20 protein-coding genes are annotated in these 18,135 nt (G+C 74.4%); 7 read left to right on the forward strand and 13 right to left on the reverse strand.

Annotated features, from left to right (window positions below; genetic code table 11):
• From ACFQ11_RS32775 to ACFQ11_RS32800, 6 genes are all read right to left on the reverse strand, one after another.
• The coding region (locus ACFQ11_RS32775) for an adenosylcobinamide amidohydrolase (RefSeq protein WP_378305840.1) at positions 1-411 on the reverse strand (411 nt) is incomplete at its 3' end.
• Positions 408-1,178 carry an ABC transporter ATP-binding protein gene (locus ACFQ11_RS32780; RefSeq protein ID WP_378305842.1) on the reverse strand — a complete coding sequence of 257 codons (771 nt, stop codon included), beginning with the start codon at positions 1,176-1,178 and terminating at the stop codon, positions 408-410. The genes ACFQ11_RS32775 and ACFQ11_RS32780, both read right to left, overlap by 4 nt.
• Positions 1,175-2,203, reverse strand: a complete 1,029-nt coding sequence (locus ACFQ11_RS32785; protein WP_378305876.1) for a FecCD family ABC transporter permease — start codon at positions 2,201-2,203, stop codon at positions 1,175-1,177. Before ACFQ11_RS32785 ends, ACFQ11_RS32780 begins: the two co-directional genes overlap by 4 nt.
• A 91-nt stretch (positions 2,204-2,294) precedes the next feature.
• Positions 2,295-3,209 (reverse strand): ABC transporter substrate-binding protein, encoded by a 915-nt coding sequence (locus ACFQ11_RS32790; protein WP_378305844.1) that lies wholly within the window; start codon positions 3,207-3,209, stop codon positions 2,295-2,297.
• Positions 3,210-3,628: 419 nt separating this feature from the next.
• Positions 3,629-4,540: an LLM class F420-dependent oxidoreductase gene (locus tag ACFQ11_RS32795; protein WP_378305847.1), complete on the reverse strand. Its 912-nt coding sequence runs from the start codon at positions 4,538-4,540 to the stop codon at positions 3,629-3,631.
• 17 nt (positions 4,541-4,557) lie between these two features.
• Positions 4,558-4,722 (reverse strand): hypothetical protein, encoded by a 165-nt coding sequence (locus ACFQ11_RS32800; RefSeq protein ID WP_378305849.1) that lies wholly within the window; start codon positions 4,720-4,722, stop codon positions 4,558-4,560.
• A gap of 146 nt (positions 4,723-4,868) precedes the next feature.
• Here ACFQ11_RS32800 and ACFQ11_RS32805 point away from each other — a divergent pair, with 146 nt between their 5' ends.
• Together ACFQ11_RS32805 and ACFQ11_RS32810 are read left to right on the forward strand one after the other, a co-directional pair.
• Positions 4,869-5,633: an alpha/beta hydrolase gene (locus ACFQ11_RS32805; protein ID WP_378305851.1), complete on the forward strand. Its 765-nt coding sequence runs from the start codon at positions 4,869-4,871 to the stop codon at positions 5,631-5,633.
• Between the two features lie 293 nt (positions 5,634-5,926).
• A complete protein-coding gene (locus ACFQ11_RS32810; protein WP_378305853.1) occupies positions 5,927-6,802 on the forward strand; it encodes a hypothetical protein in 876 nt (291 codons plus the stop codon).
• A gap of 63 nt (positions 6,803-6,865) precedes the next feature.
• Here ACFQ11_RS32810 and ACFQ11_RS32815 read toward each other — a convergent pair whose 3' ends face one another.
• On the reverse strand, positions 6,866-7,213 hold the full coding sequence (locus ACFQ11_RS32815; RefSeq protein ID WP_378305855.1) for an MmcQ/YjbR family DNA-binding protein: 348 nt from the start codon (positions 7,211-7,213) through the stop codon (positions 6,866-6,868).
• 93 nt (positions 7,214-7,306) lie between these two features.
• On the reverse strand, positions 7,307-8,071 hold the full coding sequence (locus ACFQ11_RS32820; RefSeq protein ID WP_378305857.1) for a TetR/AcrR family transcriptional regulator: 765 nt from the start codon (positions 8,069-8,071) through the stop codon (positions 7,307-7,309).
• Positions 8,072-8,181: 110 nt separating this feature from the next.
• On the opposite strand from ACFQ11_RS32820, the gene ACFQ11_RS32825 reads away from it, so the two are divergent.
• Both ACFQ11_RS32825 and ACFQ11_RS32830 read left to right on the forward strand, forming a co-directional pair.
• A complete protein-coding gene (locus tag ACFQ11_RS32825; RefSeq protein ID WP_378305858.1) occupies positions 8,182-9,153 on the forward strand; it encodes an ATP-binding cassette domain-containing protein in 972 nt (323 codons plus the stop codon).
• 11 nt (positions 9,154-9,164) lie between these two features.
• Positions 9,165-10,013, forward strand: a complete 849-nt coding sequence (locus ACFQ11_RS32830) for an ABC transporter permease (protein ID WP_378305879.1) — start codon at positions 9,165-9,167, stop codon at positions 10,011-10,013.
• 8 nt (positions 10,014-10,021) lie between these two features.
• Here the strand turns inward: ACFQ11_RS32830 and ACFQ11_RS32835 are convergent, their stop codons facing one another.
• Positions 10,022-10,723: a hypothetical protein gene (locus tag ACFQ11_RS32835; RefSeq protein WP_378305860.1), complete on the reverse strand. Its 702-nt coding sequence runs from the start codon at positions 10,721-10,723 to the stop codon at positions 10,022-10,024.
• 323 nt (positions 10,724-11,046) lie between these two features.
• On the opposite strand from ACFQ11_RS32835, the gene ACFQ11_RS32840 reads away from it, so the two are divergent.
• On the forward strand, positions 11,047-11,751 hold the full coding sequence (locus ACFQ11_RS32840; protein WP_378305862.1) for a hypothetical protein: 705 nt from the start codon (positions 11,047-11,049) through the stop codon (positions 11,749-11,751).
• Between the two features lie 86 nt (positions 11,752-11,837).
• On the opposite strand, the gene ACFQ11_RS32845 is transcribed toward ACFQ11_RS32840, so the two are convergent.
• Positions 11,838-12,623: a class I SAM-dependent methyltransferase gene (locus ACFQ11_RS32845; RefSeq protein ID WP_378305864.1), complete on the reverse strand. Its 786-nt coding sequence runs from the start codon at positions 12,621-12,623 to the stop codon at positions 11,838-11,840.
• Between the two features lie 69 nt (positions 12,624-12,692).
• Here ACFQ11_RS32845 and ACFQ11_RS32850 point away from each other — a divergent pair, with 69 nt between their 5' ends.
• Positions 12,693-13,262 carry a CGNR zinc finger domain-containing protein gene (locus ACFQ11_RS32850; protein WP_378305866.1) on the forward strand — a complete coding sequence of 190 codons (570 nt, stop codon included), beginning with the start codon at positions 12,693-12,695 and terminating at the stop codon, positions 13,260-13,262.
• A gap of 73 nt (positions 13,263-13,335) precedes the next feature.
• Entirely contained in the window at positions 13,336-13,800 is a 465-nt protein-coding gene (locus ACFQ11_RS32855) for an SRPBCC family protein (RefSeq protein WP_378305868.1), read from the forward strand.
• Between the two features lie 95 nt (positions 13,801-13,895).
• On the opposite strand, the gene ACFQ11_RS32860 is transcribed toward ACFQ11_RS32855, so the two are convergent.
• From ACFQ11_RS32860 to ACFQ11_RS32870, 3 genes are all read right to left on the reverse strand, one after another.
• Positions 13,896-16,448 carry a GMC oxidoreductase gene (locus ACFQ11_RS32860; protein WP_378305870.1) on the reverse strand — a complete coding sequence of 851 codons (2,553 nt, stop codon included), beginning with the start codon at positions 16,446-16,448 and terminating at the stop codon, positions 13,896-13,898.
• A 5-nt stretch (positions 16,449-16,453) separates the two neighbouring features.
• Complete coding sequence (locus tag ACFQ11_RS32865; RefSeq protein WP_378305872.1) at positions 16,454-17,581, reverse strand: alpha/beta hydrolase; 1,128 nt, start codon at positions 17,579-17,581, stop codon at positions 16,454-16,456.
• 183 nt (positions 17,582-17,764) lie between these two features.
• Positions 17,765-18,135, reverse strand: a 371-nt coding sequence (locus ACFQ11_RS32870; RefSeq protein ID WP_378305874.1) for a helix-turn-helix transcriptional regulator, incomplete at its 5' end; no start/stop codon positions are given.

Consider the following 18,135-nt stretch of genomic DNA (forward strand, 5'->3'; position numbering starts at 1 on the left):
GCGCGGCCGCGGGGGGCCGTCGAGCCGCATCGGCGCCAGCTCGGGGTCGGGCGCGCCCTCCGGGGACGCCGCCCACGTCGGGACCCGCAGCCCCACGGTCGCCGCGACGCCGACGCCGCCGTCCGCGCCCCGCACCGTCCGGTCGACGGCGGCGGCCGTCAGCATCCCGACCCCCGGGCCCTCCAGGCCGTGGGACGCGGCGAGCTCGTGCAGGTGCGCGACCGGGTCGGTGCGCGAGTAGCCGCCCGGGACCTGCGCGTTCAGCACCCAGCGGACCGGTCCGATCCCGCCGCCGACCATCGCCGACGAGACTGCGCGCCACCCGCCGCCCGCCCGCCACACGGTCGAGGCGAGCCGGGCGCCGTCCTCCGCCCGCCATGTCCTGTCGAGGATCGGCGATTCCTCGCTCACGGGCGCTCCAGGGAGAGGACGGGCCGCCCGCCGGGGCCCTCGGCGACGTGGACCCGGGCGTCGAAGTGCTCCTCGATCGCGTCCCGCGTCAGGACCTCCCCGGGCGTCCCGGCGGCCGCGACCCGCCCGCCCGACAGCAGGACCAGCGCGTCGGCGTACTGCCCGGCCAGCGTCAGGTCGTGGATCGTCGTGACCACGGTCAGCCCGTCCGACAGCCGCAGCCGGTCGATCAGCTCCATGACCTGCTGCTGGTGGCCGATGTCGAGTGCGGACGTCGGCTCGTCCAGTAACAGGACGGACGTCTGCTGCGCCAGCGCGCGCGCCAGCACCACGCGCTGGCGCTCACCGCCCGAGAGGTGGTCCAGCGCACGGCCTGCGAGCGACGTCAGGTCGAGGCGGTCGAGCACTTCGCCCACTACCGCCCGGTCCCGCGCGCTCTCCCGGCCGAGATGAGGAATGTAGGGGGAGCGGCCCAGCAGCGTGTAGTCGAACACCGTCATCCCGACCGGCAGGTTCGGCGCCTGAGGCGCGTACGCGACCACCCGGGCCCGCCGCCGCGGCTTGAGGCCCCGCAGATCCTCGCCCGCGACCCTGACCTCCCCCTCGGCCGGCAGCAGGCCGAGGACCGCCCGCAGCAGCGTCGACTTGCCCGCCCCGTTCGGCCCGATCACCGCCGTCCACGAACCCGCAGGGACGTCCAGCGACACCTCCGTGAGCACCGGCCGCCCGCCCAGCTCCACGCCGAGTCCCCGCACTTCGACCGTCACGGATCCACCTGCCTGCGGGTCGCGCGCAGTACCGCGACGAAGAACGGCCCCCCGACGAACGCCGTCACCACGCCCAGCGGAAGCTCGCCGGGCGCGACGACGGTCCGCGCGGCCAGGTCCGCGACCGCCAGGAACGCCGCGCCGCCGAGCAGGGACAGCGGCAGCACCACCCGGTAGGAGCCGCCCGCGAGCCTCCGCACCACGTGCGGCACCACGATCCCGACGAACCCGATCAGCCCGCTGACCGCCACCGCGCAAGCCGTCGCCAGCGACGCCGCGACCAGCACCGTCAGCCGCACCCGCTGCGCCGACAGCCCGAGCGACGCGGCCTCCTCGTCGCCGACGCTCAGCACGTCCAGCAGGCGGCCGTGCGCGAGCAGGACGAGCGTCGAGACCAGCGCGTACGGGCCGATCAGGGCGAGCTGCGCCCAGTCGGCGCCGCCGACCCCGCCGAGGATCCACGCGTAGATCCGGTTCAGCTCCTCCGACCCGAGCTGCTGCAGGAACGTCTGCACGGCGGCGAGGAACGACGACACCGCGACCCCGGACAGGACGAGCGTCGCCGCGCCGCCCGCCGCGTTCGCCGTCCGGCCCAGCACGTACGCGAGGAACACGCCGAACAGGGCCCCGGCGAACGCGGCGAGCGGCACCCCGTACCCGAGGTCGTCGGGCAGCAGCACGATCACCAGCGTCGCCCCGACGCCCGCCCCCGAGGCGGCGCCGAGGAGGTACGGGTCGGCGAGCGGGTTGCGGAACACGCCCTGGTAGCCGGCGCCCGCCATGGCGAGCATCCCGCCGACCAGCGCCGCCGTCAGCACCCGGGGAAGCCGCAGCTCGAACAGCACGTTCTCCTCGATCACCGACAGTCCGGAGTCGAGGCGCACGAACGGCAGCCGGTCGGCGAGCGCCGCGAGCACGCCGCCGGGCGGCAGGTCCGCGGCGCCCGCGAACAGGCCGCCCAGCAGGACGCCCGCCAGCAGGGCCGCCGCCGCGGCGAGCGGGACCGGCCGCAGCCGCGCCTGCACGCGGCCCGCGTCCGGTTCCGTTCGGAGGGTGCTCCGGGCGCCGGACCGGGGGATCCGGACCTTCACGGCCGAGCGCCCTCCGTTCCGCCCGTCACCGGACCTTCTGCGCGGCGTCGCCGATCGTCTTCACGAACTCCGGCAGACGCGGACCCCAGCGGGACGCGACGTCGTCGTCGAGCTCCACCACGCCGCCGTCCCGGACGGCCTTCAGGTCACCCCACCCGGGGCGCTCGGCGACCGTCCCGGCGTCCTGCCCGCAGCACTTGGTGTCGGCCAGGAACACGAGGTCCGGGTCCTGTTCGAGCAGGTACTCGCGGGAGAGCTGCGGGTACCCGCCGCTCGCGTCCTCGGCCGCGTCCGCGATGTTCTTCATGCCGAACAGCCCGTACACCTGGCCGATGAACGTCTTGGACGTCACGGTGTGCAACTGGTCGTCCAGCTCGTGGTAGTACGTCAGGTCGCCGGCCTCGCCCGCCGAGGCGACGGTCCGCTCGATGTCCGCGCGCATCGTCTGGACGAGCTCGTTCGCCTCGGCCTCGTGCCCGGTGGCCTTCCCGAGGTCGGTGATCTCGTCGTAGGCCTCGTCGAGGCTCGTCGCGGCGGGCTCCAGCAGGACGGGGACGCCCACCTTCTCCAGTGCCTTGACGATGCCGTTCATGTCGTCGGACAGCACGACCAGGTCGGGTTCGTACCCGATGATCGCCTCCGCGTTCGGCTTGAAGCCCGACAGCTTCGTGCGCGGCGCGTTCTGCGGATGGTTGGAGTACTCGTCCACCGCGACCACCTGGTCGCCGGCGCCGATCGCGAACAGCGTCTCGGTGTGCGTGGGGGACAGCGACACGATCTTCCCGGGCCTCTCCGGGATCTCGACCGCGCCGTTGGCGGCCTGGACGGTGACGGCGCCGCCCGCGGCGGCGTCCTTCTCGCCGCCTCCGCCGCCGCACGCCGAGGCGAGCGTCACGACGCCGAACACGATGGCCGCGCCGAGGGCGCGTACGGGTCTCACAGGAGCCTCCTGGATGCAGGGAAGCCGCGGCCCGCGCAGGACGGATCGCCCTTCCACGAGGTCGATGGTCGTCGGCGCGCGCGGAGGCGACCTGGCTCGGCCTTCTCGGGGGGAGGCACCACAGTTGCGGGACAGCGCCGGGTTCGCACCGGACTTCGCTCCGGGCGCGCTTGAACCGCAAGGTTATCAGCAGGTAAATCCGCTTCTCGCGCGGCGTATCGGTGTGAGCGCCCGCTCCGCCGCGCGCATCGGCTCGTGCTCGGCGCCCTGCACGCCACCGGACGTCCCGGGCGGCGCGGGAACGCGGGGAGCGGGCGGCCCCCGCGACGCAGGGCCCCGGCGGCGGACGTGTCGGCCACGGCCGCCCGCCGGGGCGGCGCGGCGGTACTCCGCCGGCCCCGGCGGCGAGCTCTACGAGGTCATCGCGCCGTGACCGACTTCAGGAAGTCGCGGGTCCGCGTCCGCTCCTCGCCCGGCATGAACTCCCCGGCCACGAAGTCGGTGACGCCCGCGGCGTCCAGCTCGTCCAGCCGGGCGCGGACCGCGTCCTCGTCCCCGATGATCGCGAGATCCTCCGGGCCCTTCGCCCCCTCCCGGTCCATCATCGCCCGGTACGAGGGCAGGGTTCCGTACACCTCGAACGCCTTCGCCGCCCGTTCCCGCGCGCGCTCCGCGTCGTCCGTCACGCACACGGGAAGGACGCACACGATCCGAGGGGCGGGCCGCCCCGCCGCCTTCGCGGCGTCCGTGATCGTCGGCGCGATGTGGTCGCGCACCGTCGTGGGACCCGTCATCCACAGGACCGTCCCGTCCGTCCGCTCCGCCGCCAGCTTCAGCATCTTGGGGCCCAGCGCGGCGAGCAGCACCGGCACCCGGCCCTCGTTCGGCACGCTGAGCGAGATGTGCCCGCGGACCGTGTCGCCGTCGAACGCCGCCGTCCCGTTGTCCAGCAGAGGCAGCAGCACCGACAGGTACTCGTCCATGTGCCGCAGCGGACGGCCGAAGTCGAACCCGTACATGTCCTCGATGACGACCTTGTGCGACAGGCCGAGGCCGACCGTCAGCCGCCCGTCCAGCGCGAGCGCCGTCGTCCGCGCCTGCTGCGCCAGCGCCGCCGGATGCCGCGGATACGACGGGACCACCGCCGTCCCGAGCTCGATGCCGGGGACGGCGTTCCCCGCGACGGCGAGCGCCGTGAGCGCGTCCATCCCGAAGATGTTCGACATCCACGCCGAGGCGAGCCCGTCGTCCGCGGCCTTCCTGACGTCGTCCTCCAGCTTGGCGAGCGCGTCCGGCCCGCTCCGTTCGACGAGCGAAACACCGATGCGCATGAATCCTCCTTGATCGCTCAACCGTCGGGTGCGTGCCGCTCGGCGGTCTCCCGGTCCCGCTCGGCCCACCTGCGGTGCCGCGTGGCGGCCTGCAGGTGCAACTCGGCCTCGTCAGGGTGCGCCGCGGCCATCCGCTCCAGCAGCACCGCGGCGCGCTCGTGCGCGCGCGCCGACGACGCCATCACGGCGTCCGGTGACGCGCCTTCCCGCCGATGCGGCCGCGGCCTCATCCGCGCCGCACGATCGCCGCCCGATCGACCAGCCCTCCCGACACGCTGCCTACCTACCCCGCGACCCGGCCGTTCAGCCCGCGACCAGCCGCGCGATCATGGGTGACGTGCCGACTCTCGAACCGCTCACCCTCTACACCGCCGACCACGTCCGCATCGACGCCGGCCACCTCCGCGGGCCGGACGGCGTCTGCTTCGTCCTCGCGCACGGCTTCACCTGCTCGTGGCGGCAGCCGGCGCTGCGGCGCATCGCCGGGGTCCTGAACCGGTTCGGGGGGGTCGTCGGCCTCGACTTCCGCGGCCACGGCGCGTCCGGAGGCCACTCCACCGTCGGCGACCTGGAGGTCCTCGACCTCGACGCCGCCGTCGGCGCCGCCCGCCGCCGCGGCTACGAGCGCGTCGTCGTCACCGGGTTCTCCATGGGCGGCGCCGTGGCCGTGCGGCACGCCGCCCTGCACGGCGGCGTCGACGCCGTCGTCGCGGTCAGCGCGCCCGCCCGCTGGTACTACCGCGGCACCGTCCCGATGCGGCGGGTCCACTGGGCCATCGAGCGCCGCAGCGGCCGGCTCGCGGTGCGGCTCGCCCGCGGCACCCGCATCGCCCCGAAGGGCTGGGACCCCGTCCCCGAGGCCCCGCACCAGGTCGCCGGGCGCATCGCCCCCGTCCCGCTCCTGGTCGTCCACGGCGACGCGGACGCCTTCTTCCCGCTGGAGCACGCCCACCAGCTCTACGGGGCCGCCAGGGAACCGCGCGAACTGTGGGTCGAACCGTCCTTCGGGCACGCCGAGGTCGCCGCCACCCCGGACCTGATCGCCCGCATCGCCCGGTGGGCCCTCGACGCCCGTCCCGCGACCGCGCGGTGACGGTCGCGCGGTGACGGTCGCGCGAGGGCGCTGAGACCCCGCCCGCCACGAACCGCGCCGGGCCCGGGCCCTGCCGCCCTTTCGGGAAGCGTGCGGCGGCCAAGCCGGCCGGGGGCGACACGGGCGCCGTCCACCGAAGCGGGACAGTGGTGCCCGGGTTCTCGCCGGGCGGACCGGTCGCTCACCGGAGCGCAAATGCCACATTCCGGGGCGTGAGAAGGTGCTCCCTCGAAGTTGTCCACAGTCTCGGGGAGTGCTTCCAGCCCCTGACCCGGCCGGGCAGCATCTTCCTCATGAACGGATTCACCCTCACCTGGAAGCGCACTGCCGAGAACGCCATCACCCCCGTCGGCCGGGGCGTCCACTTCGTTCCGGTGAAAGGCGCACCGCTCGAGACGCGGGCCGCGATGCTCAGCCGTCTCCTTCCCGGCGAGGTCGTGATCGCCCGCCGCACGGCCGCATGGCTCTGGGGCCTGGACGTCTTACCCCCGGGCGTGCGCGAGTCCGACTGGCCCGTCGACCTCGTCGACCCGTCCGATCCCGGGGCGCGCATGCCCCCCGAGCACACAGTGGAGAGAGAACATGTCCGGCTCACCTCGCCCGCCCGCACCGCCCTCGACTGCGCCCGCTGGCTGCCCCGCTACGAGGCCGTCGCCGGTCTCGACCAGTTCCTCAGGCGCGGCGTCGAGGCGGCCGAGCTCAGGAAGATGGCCCGCACCCTCCCGGGCTACCGGGGCAACACCCGGCTCGGGGAGATCCTCCGCCTGGGCGACCGCGGATCCGCGTCACCCGGCGAGAGCTGGACCAAGGTCGCCGTCGTCGACGCCGGATTCCCCCGCCCGGCCTGCCAGGTCCCGGTCATGGGTCCGTACGACCGGCTGCTCTACGTGGACCTCGGCTACGCGGAGTTCCGCGTGGGCCTCGAATACGACGGCGAACGTCACCACACCGGCTCGGACGCGCGCGACCGCGACCGCCGGCGCCGCAAATGGCTGGCAGAGGAGATGAATTGGGAACTCATACCCGTCACCCGCGACTTCCTGTCCCGCCCGGGTCCCTATCTCGAGGCGCTCCTGACCGCACTCCTGCACCGCGGCTGGAGACCGGACGACGCCACCCTCGACCGCATCGGCAGGCGACTTCGCACCCTCTCCCGCCCCCGCCGTTGAACCCCCGCCCGCGGCGCGGGCCAGGGGCGGGCGGGCGCGCCCCGCCCACCGGGTCGAGCGGGGTCAGCGTCGGTCGAGTTGCGCGGAGAGGCGCTTCGGGGCGATGAGCCGGTAGCTGTCCTCGATCAGCTCGGCGAGCTCGTCCCAGTCCTGGTCGACGTCCAGGCGTGCGCCGACCCATCCCTTGCCGCCGACGTAGGGAGGCCGGTAGAAGCGCTCGGGATCCTCGGCGATGAGCGCCTCCTGGACACCCGGCCCGCCCTTGAACATCAGCGAGAGCCCGTCTTCGGACGTCATCACGAAGAGCTTGTCCCGAACCCGGAAGGAGGGCGCGGTGTGACCCCCGAACGGTTTCTCGGCCGCCTCCGGCAATGACAGGCAGATCTCCCGCAGGCGCTCGAACGTGTCCATGGCTCCGTCCTTCCCGGGTGGTCGTGCGGGGGAATCGTACGGCGCGGGTACGACGATCCGTCCGCGCGCGCCCGGTGCCCGGCGGGACGACGGTCAGCGGCGGGACGCGATCAGGACCTCGATGCCGTCCAGGATGCGCGCGAGGCCGAACTCGAACGCCTGGCGGGGGCCGACGGCGCCCTGATACTCCATCCCGGCGCTCCTGCCGACGCGGGCGCTGAGCGGGTACTCGTCCTCGCCCGTGTCGACCTCCTCCAGCAGCGGCGCCATCGTCTCCCACCACTGCACGTCGGTCATGCCGGTGCGGCGTTCGGCCTCGGCGACGTTGACCGAGACGCGCGCCGAGCTCTCGGCGAACCCGGTGACGAGGGCGACGACGGAGTCCATCTCCACATCGGTCAGGCCGATGCCGTCGACGGCGCGCAGCTCGAACTCGTACTTGGCGAACACCGCCGGGCCCATGGGCGGACGGACCACGGAGACGTGCAGCAGCCAGGGGTGCCGGTGGTACAGGTCCCAGTTGTCGCGGGCGAGGTGCTCGAGCTTGGGACGCCAGCCGCCGGGGACGTCGTCGGGCGGGGTGAGCTCGGCGAGGGCGCGGTCGAACATCACGTCGATCAGTTCGGCCTTGCTCGGGACGTAGGTGTAGATCGACATCGGGGCGACGCCGAGCTCGTCGGCGATGCGCCGCATCGACAGGGCGTCCAGGCCCTCGGCGTCGGCGACCGCGATCGCGGTGCGGACGATCTCCGCCACGGTGAGCTTGGGCTTCGGGCCGCGTCGGGGGGCGGGCCTGCCGCCCCACAGGAGCTCGAGGCTCCGCCTGAGGTCGCCGCCGCCGCTGTACTCGGTGGTCACGTTCGCATCCTCCCAGAAAAAATCCGCCGCCCGGGATGAAACTCTGTACGACGTACGTTATATTGCCCGGGATGGTCAATCCGTATTGTGTACGGAGTTTCAGGAGAGTGATGACAGAGCCACAGTTCGCGATCGAGGCGGCGGGGTTGCGCAAGTCCTACGGCGCGACCCGGGCGCTGGACGGCCTGGACCTGCGGGTGCCCGCGGGAACGGTGCACGGCGTGCTGGGCCCCAACGGCGCGGGCAAGACCACGTGCGTGCGCGTGCTCGCCACGCTCGCCCGCCCCGAGGCCGGGCGCGCGGTCGTCGCGGGGCACGACGTCGTGCGCGACGCCGGACGGGTCCGGACGCGCATCGGGCTGGTCGGGCAGCACGCGGCGGTCGACGAGGTGCTCACCGGGCGGCAGAACCTCGTCATGTTCGGCCGCCTCTACCACCTGGGCGCCCGGTGGGCGCGGCGGCGGGCCGACGAACTGCTCGAGCGGTTCCGGCTCACCGACGCCGCCGACCGGCCGGCCGGGCAGTACTCCGGCGGCATGCGGCGCCGCCTCGACCTCGCGGCAGGGATGATCCTCGCGCCGTCCGTGCTGTTCCTGGACGAGCCCACCACCGGGCTCGACCCGCGCAGCCGCATCGAGGTGTGGGACGCGGTCCGCTCGCTCGCCGACGGCGGCACCACCGTGCTCCTCACCACCCAGTACCTGGAGGAGGCCGACCGGCTCGCGCACGCGATCTCGGTGATCGACCGGGGGCGCGTCATCGCCGGCGGCGCGCCGGACGAGCTCAAGACCCGGCTCGGCGGCGACCACCTGCAGGTCGTCCTGGAGGACCCGGGTGCGCTCACGCGGGCGGCGGAGGTCGTCGCCCGGATCGCCGGGACCGAACCCGAGGTCGACGCCGACGCACTGACGGTCGGCGCGCCCGTCCGCGACCGGGTCGGGGCGCTGACCGGTGCGGTCCGGGCGCTGGACGAGGCGGACGTGCGGGTCGCCGACATCGGGGTGCGGCGGCCCACGCTCGACGAGGTGTTCCTGCACCTCACGGGCGATTCGACCAACGAGAACGAGGAGGTGCCCGCGTGACCGTGGCATCGATGCCGCCCATCCCGGAGACGCCACCCATTCCGGAGATTCCACGGGGCCCGGTGGGGCGGCTGCGGTGGGCCGCGGCCGACGGCTGGACGCTCACCCGGCGGGCGCTCACCCACTGGGCGAAGCGTCCCGACCAGCTGGCCGTCGGGCTGGCGTTCCCGGTGCTGGTCGTGCTGATGATGGGCTACCTGTTCGGCGGCCAGATGGAGGTTCCGGGCGGGGACTACCGGGAGTTCATCATCCCGGGCATGTTCGCCATGACCATGGTGTTCGGGGTCGAGGCCACGTTCACCGCGGTCGCCGCCGACGCCGCCAAGGGCGTGTCCGACCGGTTCCGGGCGATGCCGATGGCGCCGTCCGCCGTGGTGGCGGGGCGCGGCGCCGCCGACATGGTCGACTCGCTGGCGGCGCTGTCGGTGATGGCGCTGTGCGGCCTGGCGATGGGCTGGCGCGTGCACGACGGGATCGTCCCCGCGCTCGCCGGGCTGGGCCTGCTGCTGCTCTTGCGGTTCGCGCTCGTGTGGGTGGGCGTGTACCTGGGGCTGGTCGCCAAGGGGCCCGAATCGGTGATGATGATCCAGATCCTGGTGTGGCCGATCGGGTTCCTGTCGAGCGCCATGGTCGCGCCGAGCACGATGCCGGGCTGGCTGGGCGCGATCGCCGAGTGGAACCCCATGTCGGCCACCGTCACCGCCTGCCGGGAGCTGTTCGGCGACCCGGCGCTGGCGGCACTGGCGAGCGACTCGTGGGCGTCGGAGAACGCGCTCCTGCTGGCGGTCGTGTGGCCGCTGGCGATCACGGCGGTGTTCTTCCCGCTGGCGGTCCGCCGGTACCGCGCGATCGGGCGTTAGGGAAGCCGCTAGGGGAGCAGGGACGCCCGGTGGCGGGCCAGCGCCAGCGCCGGGCGGCAGTCCGCGGGGACGGGCTCCGCGCCGTTCAGGGCGGTGCGGAGCCTGGCCCCGACGGCCGCGGTGTCGTAGGGCTGCACCACGCACAGCTCGGCCTGCATCGCCTGCCGCGCCGCGGTCATCAGTGCGGGGACGTCGCCGACCGTGACCACCTCGGTCGGCGCGTCGCCGTAGGTCAGGCGGACGGCCAGCGCGTGCATGCCCGCGGTGCCCATGTCCGTGTAGCGGAACTCGCACACCAGCCGGTCGCCGTCGAGCGGGCCCTCCTGGATCAGCCAGGCCTGGCCGGGAACGACGCGGCCGAGCGCGTCCTCCCACGGGGCGGCCGGGACGTCGCGCAGCGCGTCCGCCGCCTTGGCCGCGGCCCCGCGGCCCACCTCGGGGCCGATCGCGGCGAGCGCCCGCAGGAACGCCCGCGTCCCGGGGGTCCCGGCGGCGCGCAGGCAGCCGATCAGGTCGCCGAGCGCGGCGCGCCGGGCCTGCTCGTGCGGCGCCGCGGCCAGTAGGCCGCCGAGCTGCGCGGACGTCCACACCTCGGCCTGCAGCGCGGCGGGCAGCGCGGGCAGTGCGTCCGCCTCCCGCACGTAGGCGTCGTACACCTCGCGGAGGGCGGGCAGCAGCAGGGGCCGGGCGGACGGTCGGGTGGTGCTCACACGGCCAGCCTAGGGGAACGCCCGAGGCCGCGGATCGTCCGCGATCAGTGGGCCCCGTCACGCCGCGACGCCCGAGATACCCCTTTTGACCTCGCTATTCCAGGTAGGCGCTAACTGGTTCGTCATAGCCGCCTTACCTCCGGCACCGGCCCGCGGCACTCTGCGTCGAACGGGGCGTGAGAGACGGAAATCGAGATGCGGACAGGGGGGCGGAACCCGGATCCTTCTTCACGGAACCTTCGCGAAGCGACGTTCACTCCGCGAGTGGAGCGGACGCGGGCACCGGGCCCGTTCGCTCGAAGCGACCGAGGGCGGGATCGGGAATGAGAGGAATCGAGACGACGGCACGGCTCGACTACCGCCTCCTCCTGGCGGTGGACATACAGAAGTACAGCAGGCGCGACGCCCGCGACCAGCTCGCCGCGCAGCACCAGCTCGCGGAGGCGCTGGACCGCGCGGCGCGCGGCATCGGGCTCGACCGGGCCCGCTGGGACAAGCAGGTCGGCGGGGACGGGGAGCTGGCGACGCTGCCGACCGGCACCGACCCGGCGCCGGTCGCCGGCGGGTTCGTGATCGGGCTCGCGGAGGCGCTGCGGGAGGTCAACCGCAGGCCCGGCCGGCACCGGCTGCGGGTGCGGCTCGCGCTGCACTACGGCACGCTGACCGCGGGCCCGTTCGGGCCGGCGGGCGACGCGCCCATCGTCGTCCAGCGCCTGCTGGACGCGGCGCCGCTGCGGCGCCTGCTGGACGACGACGCCCGCGACGTGGCCTACGTGGTGTCCGACTCCCTCTACGAGGACGTCGTCCAGACGGGGTTCTGCGCGCTGGCGCCGGGCGCCTTCCAGCCGATGAAGATCACCGCGAAGGGAGCGGCGTTCCGCGGTCACCTCCTCACCGGCGCCCTCCCGGGCGACGCGGTGCGGGCGGACCCGGCGGGCCGGGACGGGACGGACGCGGGCGGGGCCGCGGGCCCGCCGGGCGGCCCGCCCGGCCGCGTGCTGACGTTCCCCGTGCTGGCCGCGCGGTGACCGCCGGGGTGACCGCCGGATGATCGTCCGCCCGGCCGGGGAGGGGAGCACCCGGCCGGGCGGTCTCCGGCCTCCGGGGCGGGGGCTCAGCCGGTGAGGAGCGCGGCGAGCAGCCGGTTGTCGCCGCGCTGCCACAGGGTCCCGACCTCGCCGAACCCGGCGTCGCGCAGCGCCTCGGCGTGCGTGGACAGCAGCCCGGACTCCGACCCGTGGTGCCCGGACGCCTCCTCCCGGATCTCCGCGCGCAGCCCGGCGAGCGCGGGGTCCGCCGCGATCGCCGTCCACCACTGCTCCCAGTCCTCCGGGGCGCCCGCGCCCTCCGGCGAGAGCCGCCTGGCGCGCTCCCGCTCGCACAGCGCCGCCTCCAGCCGGGCCAGGCCGGGCGTGACGTCCTCGCTCGCCAGGTTGTCGCCGTTGAGGAACAGGCCGCCGGGCCGCAGGACGGTGGCCAGTTCGCGGTAGGTGACGCGCAGGTCCGCGCCGGAGATCCAGTGCAGCGCGGTGGTGCTGACGGCCGCGTCGGCCTGCCGGTCCAGCCGCAGCCGCGCCGCCCAGCCGGGCTCGCGCAGGTCGAGCGTGTGGAAGCGGAGCCCGTCGCGGTCGGCGTGCGCGGCCCGGCCGAGCGCCATCAGCAGCGGGTCGGCGTCGATGGCGACGACCGTGGCGGCGGGCAGCCGGTCCAGGATGCGGGCGGCGAGCGAGCCGGGCCCGCACCCGAGGTCGAGGACGAGCGGGTCGGGGCGTCCGGCGGCGGCCTCGAGCGCGTCGATCAGCGCGGTGAACCGTTCCTCGCGATCGGGGACGTAGCCCTCCTGCTGGACGTCCCAGCGCGCGATCCACGCGTCGGCCGTCTCCCGGTCGAGCAGCGTCATGACGCCTCCCGTAACTGTCGTATAGCCTTTGGATAGTTACACGCTAAACGGGAAGGCGTAACTGGTCAAGTGGACTTCAACAGTCACACCGATGCGGTCGTGGAAGCCGCCGTCGAGCTGGTCAACGAGCTGACCGAGGGGGAGCGGCGCGGCCGCCCCTACCTGCTGCCCACCCCCGCGGACCGGCGCGCCGCCGCGGCGGGCGTGCTGCGCGGGCTGCGCGACGCCGTCGGCGAGGCCGAAGCCGCGGAACTCGCCGCCGTCGCCCGCGACCTGCGCGCGGTCTTCGAGAGCGTCGCCGCCGGCGACCTGGACGCCGCCGCCGATCGGGTCAACCGGTTGCTGGACGACACCCGCGCCCGGCCCCGCCTGGAACGCCACGACGGCGAGCCCTGGCACGTCCACTTCCACGGCGAGGGCGGCACGCTCACCGCCGAGTGGGCCGCCCCGTGCGCGACCGGGCTCGCGATCGTCCTCGGCGGCGACTTCCGCGACCGGCTCGGCGTCTGCACCGCTCCGCGCTGCGACCGCGTCTACGTCGACACGTCCCGCAACGGCACCCGCCGGTTCTGCTCCACCGCGTGCCAGAACCGGGTCAAGACGGCCGCGTTCCGCGCCCGCGCGCAGTCCGGCGGCTGACGGGGCCCGGGAGGGCTGACGCCGCGCGCCGGGCGCGGTACGGTGCCGGGAACCGTCACCCGGGGAGGCACGCATGCCGCAGGAGATCGAGGTCGCCGCCGCCGCGACGGCCGCGCCCGAGGTGCTGTTCCGGCACCTCGCCGTGCCGGAGGCGTGGGGCGCGTGGGGCAGGTTCCCGACCCCCGCCCGCCAGGTCCGCAAGGGCGACGCCACCACCTACGGGGTCGGGTGCGTCAAGCAGATCTGGCCCGCCAAGGAGCAGACGGTCGCCTACGAGCCGTACGCGCGCTTCTCCTACATCGCCCTGTCGGGACTGCCCGTCCGCCGGTACCGCTCCGACGTCCACCTGGAGGAGCAGGAGGACGGGAGCGGGACCTACCTGCGGTGGCGCGCGACGTTCGAGCCGCTCGTCCCCGGCACCGGGCCGCTCATGGGCGTCTTCTTCCGGTTGATGCTCAAGGCGTTCGTCCGGTGGCTCCCCGGCCACGCGGCGAACTGCCCGCCGGACTGCCCCGCCCGCGACGCGGGCGACCTGTAGCACCGCGAATAAGCGACCTGTAGCACCGCGAAAAAGAGGTACGGGCCGAGAGCACCCCGCAGTTCTCTCGGCCCGTACCCGTCTTCGGACGGCCCCTAGTCATCGGACTCGGGGCCGTACACCTCCCACAGCTCCCCGGCGAAGAACCGGGCGAAGTCCAGCAGCTTCCCCGCGCCGTCCGGACCGGACGTCCGGAACGTCGCGAGCTGCCGCGCGAAGTCGCCCAGCTCGATGTGCAGGACGCCCGCCGCGACGACCGCCGCGTCCGCCTCGGCGTCCTCGGGGACGTGCCCGTCCAGCAGCCGCACGTACAGCGTGGACGTGTCGGGCCAGATCCGCGTCGGCGGCCCGTGCAGGACGTTCTTGCGGCCGGTGAGGGTGCGCGGCCGGTCCTCGCCGTCGGTGAAGAACAGCCGGTACTTCATCAGCCGCCGGTCCTCGCCGCCGGCCGGCGCGAACAGGTTGAACCGGCCCCGCAGGACGGGCCGCCGGCCCCCGCGCGCGGCGGTGTCCACCCACCCCTCGGCCCGCGCCTCGTGCTCGGGCTCGGCGAGGAACCGGTCGACGTCGTCGGCGGTGATCGTCAACCGGAACGACAGCGGCTCGCGCCCCGGATCCGCCGCCCCGGCGCGCGGGTCGGCGACGCCGTAGGTGACGGACCCCTTCATCGTCTCGGTGAACGACAGCGAGGTCGCCGCGGCGCCGGCCGACCCGGCGAGCGGCGGCGGCGTACGGCCGGACGCCGCGGCGGACGGTCCCCTGGTGCCGCCGCGGCTCCCCGGCTCCGGCGCGTACGCCGCGCCGTTCCCCGCCCGATCCGGCGAGCCGGTCGACCCCCCGACCGGCTCGGCCCCCGTGCGGACCGGAACGGAGACCCCCGCCGCTCCCGCGCCCCCCGGCGCGGGAACGTCGCGGGCCGTGGTGCGGGCCGGAGTGCGGGCCCCCCGGCCCGCGCCCTCCAGCAGCCGCGTCGCCATCCGGTCGGCGTGCGCGGCGATCGTGAGGGAGGGGTTGGGGCCCACCGGGCCCGGCATCGCCGCCCCGTCGGCGATGTACAGGCCCGGGAACCCGTGGACCTCCCCGAACGCGTCGCACACGCCCCGCCCCGGATGGTCGGCCATCGGGGCGCCGCCCAGCGGGTGCACGGTGACGATCCGCTTGCGGAACCACATCGGGTTGTCGGCGTACTCGGCGCCCAGCACGTCCGCGATGCCCTGCATGGTCTTGCGGACGCGCGTGAACAGCTCCTCGCTCGTCTCGGTCGTCCAGTCGGCGGCGAGGCGCCCGTCCCGCAGGTGCAGCCGCCCGTCGGCGGTGTCGCGGCCCATGCCGAGCAGCGGCAGCGAGCTGACGGTCAGCGCCCCGTCCCCGATCAGGTCCGAGATCTCCTTCGACAGGTTCGTGTCCGGCGCGTCCTTGAAGAACTCGACGAACCGGTCCCATAGGAAGCGCACCGCCCGTTCGACGGCGTCGCCCACGTCGAGGCTGTGCACGATCCAGTCGGTGAACCCCGGGTACCCGCCCTCCTCGATGTAGGCGCCGCGGCCCGCGCCGGGCACGCCGTCCACCTCGTCGGGCAGCCGGATCGCGCTGGTGATCACCGGGCCGCGGGACGCGTCCAGCGGCCGGACGCGCTCGCGGTCGCGGGCGTTCAGCAGGAACGTCAGCAGGTCGCCGTTGCCGCTGAACCGGGTGCCGAGCGCGCCGCTCAGCCCGGGCAGCGCCGTCCGCGACTTCAGCAGCAGGAACGTCGTCCCGTAGGTGCCGGCGCCCAGGATCAGGCGGTCGCAGGTGATCGTCTCGACGGGCTGCTGCCGCGCCTTCCGCCGGACGGTGAGATCGGCGTGGTGGACGTAGTCGACCTCGTACCCGCCGCCGGGGCGGGGCCGGATCGCCTTCACCTCGCGGGCGGTGCGGACGTCCGCGCCGTGGTGCGCGGCCGCCGACAGGTAGTTGTGGTCGAGGCTGTTCTTGGCGCCCTCGTTGCAGCCGATGTCGCACTCGCCGCACAGCTTGCAGGTGCGGCGCGGCCTGCCGTGCAGGTTGCCGTAGGACGGCTCGGCGATCGGCAGGCCCACGCCCGGCGCCCCGCCCGGCCGGCCGGCGAAGCTGACCGCGAGGGGCGGCAGCTCGCAGCGCAGCCCGAGCTCGGCCGCGGCGTCCTGCATCGCGTGCGTCTTCGGGGTGTCGCTGAACGGCGCCGCGTCCAGCGGGTACGGCGTCGCGCCCATCATCCGCTCGACGGCGTCGTAGTGCGGGTCGAGGTCGGCGCGCGAGACCGGCCACGACTCGTAGCCGCCGCCCGGCATCGGCTGCTCGTCGACGAACCAGTGCTCGTCCTTGCGCAGCAGGACGTTCGCGTAGATCAGCGACCCGCCGCCGAGGCCCGCCGACACCACCGAGTCGCAGCCTTTGAAGCTCCACACGTCGTACATGCCGTACAGGCCGGCGGCCGGGTCCCAGAACGCGCGGCCGAGCTGCCGCGGCGAGCGGGGGAAGCTGCCCGGCGGGTACGGCTGCCCGCGCTCCAGCAGCACCACCGACAGCCCCGCCTCCGCGAGCCGGTAGGCCGCCACCGACCCGCCGAACCCGGACCCGACGACGACCGCGTCGGCGTGCTCGGCAGGCCCTCCCGTCCGCGCCGCCATGCCGATCAGCCCGCCTTCCGCTTGAGGAAGTCCAGGACCCGGGGGAACACCTCGGTGCCGGACGCCGCGCCCATGAACGGGTCCTGGTGCCCGTAGCCGGGGAGGATCTCCAGCTCGTGCAGGCCGGGGGCGATCGATTCGAGCGCGCGGTGGCAGACGATGTTGGAGTCGGTGAACACGTGGTTGCGGTCTCCGGTGAGGAACAGGATCGGCGTCGTCACGTCCGCGGCGCCCGCGAGGTAGTCGACGGGCAGGTCCGCGTGCCGCGGGTCGCGCGGGTCGTACCGCACCGCGCGCCCGGCCTCCACCATCCTGTGCATGTGCCGGTAGTAGTGGACGTTGCAGGCGCCGAACAGGTCGGTCAGGCGGCCGTGCGTCACCGGCGACATCTTGTCGTGCGAGAAGATCGGCTGCCCGCCGCCCCACATGAACGACAGCATGTGGCAGATCGGGTCGTCGCACTCGCGGTGGAACGGCGCGACCGCCTTCGCCAGCATCCAGCCGCGGGTCAGCACCGGCGCCCTGCCGTAACGCGGGTCGACGTACGGCGGGCCCAGGACGTACTCCATCAGCGCCGGCCCGTACTTCAGCTTCAGCTTCGACCACGGCGGCGTGCGGGGCGTCAGCGAGACGCTGTTGCACACCAGGCTGGTGACGCCCGTGACCGTCCCGGCGAACAGCGCCATCGAGAACGTCACGGACCCGAGGCAGTGGGAGACGACGTGGAGGCGGCGGCCGTCGCCGATGTGGCGGCGCATCTCCGCGAGCGCGGCCGGGTGGTCCCAGTGGGCGACGTCGTCGAGGGTGTGCCGGTGGGTCTCCGCGTTGTAGGGGAACCTGGCGCTCATCCGGTAGTCGAGCGCCCACACGTCCCCGAACCCGGCGTCGTGCAGGGCGTTCACGAGGTTCGTGTGCTCCGGCATGACGTACATGTCGCTGGACGTCGTCAGCCCGTGCACCAGCAGGACGGCGTCGGTGTCGGCGTGGACGGCGCCGGCGCGGCGGAACCGGGTCAGCGACAGCCCGAGCCCGTCGGCGGTGGCGAAGGGGTGCGCGGACACCTCGGCGTCGGCGACGCCGTCGTGCGTGAATCGTGCGATCCCGTCGGCGTCGACCGTTCTGATCTGCTTCATGGGGTGTCCACCTCCTTCGCGGCCTTCCTCCCGGCTCCGGACGCCCCTACCCTGCCAAACCCCGAGGTCGGCGCGGCATCGTGGAGAACCCGTACTTACGTGCACCGTGAGGCGTGCGGCCTGTGACCATGTACGTGAGATGAGAGTCGAAACGGGACTCTTCGGTTCACTCCGGGCGTCGGTTCATTCCGGACGCTGCATGGCGGTCGCCACCCCTACCCGCGACGAGACGCCGATCTTCGCGAAGACGCGGGTGAGGTGCGTCTCGACCGTCCGGACGCTGAGGTACAGCCGCTCGGCGATCTGCTGGTTGCTGCAGCCCTCGGCGACGAGCCCGGCGATCTCCAGCTCGCGCGGCGACAGCCCGAACGGCGCCTCCGCGGCGGCCTTCGCCCGGGCGCCCCGCCCGCCCTTCCCGGCGCCGCCGCCCGGCACCCGCACGCCGAGGCGCCGCTGCGCCCGGACGGTCTGGGCGTGCACGTCGCGCATGCCGCAGACGTCGAAGACCGCCGCGGCGGCGCGCAGCCGGTCCATCGCGGCGGCGCGGTCCCCGG

This window comes from Actinomadura sediminis, assembly GCF_042675525.1.
GTDB classification, from domain to species: domain Bacteria; phylum Actinomycetota; class Actinomycetes; order Streptosporangiales; family Streptosporangiaceae; genus Spirillospora; species Spirillospora sediminis.

Bases quoted from the DNA above. Each gene is read 5' to 3' on its own strand.
- ACFQ11_RS32815 (WP_378305855.1), bottom strand. From the start codon at position 7,213: ATGGACACGTTCGAGCGCCTGCGGGAGATCTGCCTGTCATTGCCGGAG.
- ACFQ11_RS32795 (WP_378305847.1), bottom strand. From the start codon at position 4,540: ATGCGCATCGGTGTTTCGCTCGTCGAACGGAGCGGGCCGGACGCGCTC.
- ACFQ11_RS32840 (WP_378305862.1), top strand. From the start codon at position 11,047: ATGAGAGGAATCGAGACGACGGCACGGCTCGACTACCGCCTCCTCCTG.
- ACFQ11_RS32800 (WP_378305849.1), bottom strand. From the start codon at position 4,722: ATGGCGTCGTCGGCGCGCGCGCACGAGCGCGCCGCGGTGCTGCTGGAG.
- ACFQ11_RS32860 (WP_378305870.1), bottom strand. From the start codon at position 16,448: ATGGCGGCGCGGACGGGAGGGCCTGCCGAGCACGCCGACGCGGTCGTC.
- ACFQ11_RS32805 (WP_378305851.1), top strand. From the start codon at position 4,869: ATGGGTGACGTGCCGACTCTCGAACCGCTCACCCTCTACACCGCCGAC.
- ACFQ11_RS32855 (WP_378305868.1), top strand. From the start codon at position 13,336: ATGCCGCAGGAGATCGAGGTCGCCGCCGCCGCGACGGCCGCGCCCGAG.
- ACFQ11_RS32810 (WP_378305853.1), top strand. From the start codon at position 5,927: ATGAACGGATTCACCCTCACCTGGAAGCGCACTGCCGAGAACGCCATC.
- ACFQ11_RS32825 (WP_378305858.1), top strand. From the start codon at position 8,182: ATGACAGAGCCACAGTTCGCGATCGAGGCGGCGGGGTTGCGCAAGTCC.
- ACFQ11_RS32830 (WP_378305879.1), top strand. From the start codon at position 9,165: ATGCCGCCCATCCCGGAGACGCCACCCATTCCGGAGATTCCACGGGGC.
- ACFQ11_RS32865 (WP_378305872.1), bottom strand. From the start codon at position 17,581: ATGAAGCAGATCAGAACGGTCGACGCCGACGGGATCGCACGATTCACG.
- ACFQ11_RS32845 (WP_378305864.1), bottom strand. From the start codon at position 12,623: ATGACGCTGCTCGACCGGGAGACGGCCGACGCGTGGATCGCGCGCTGG.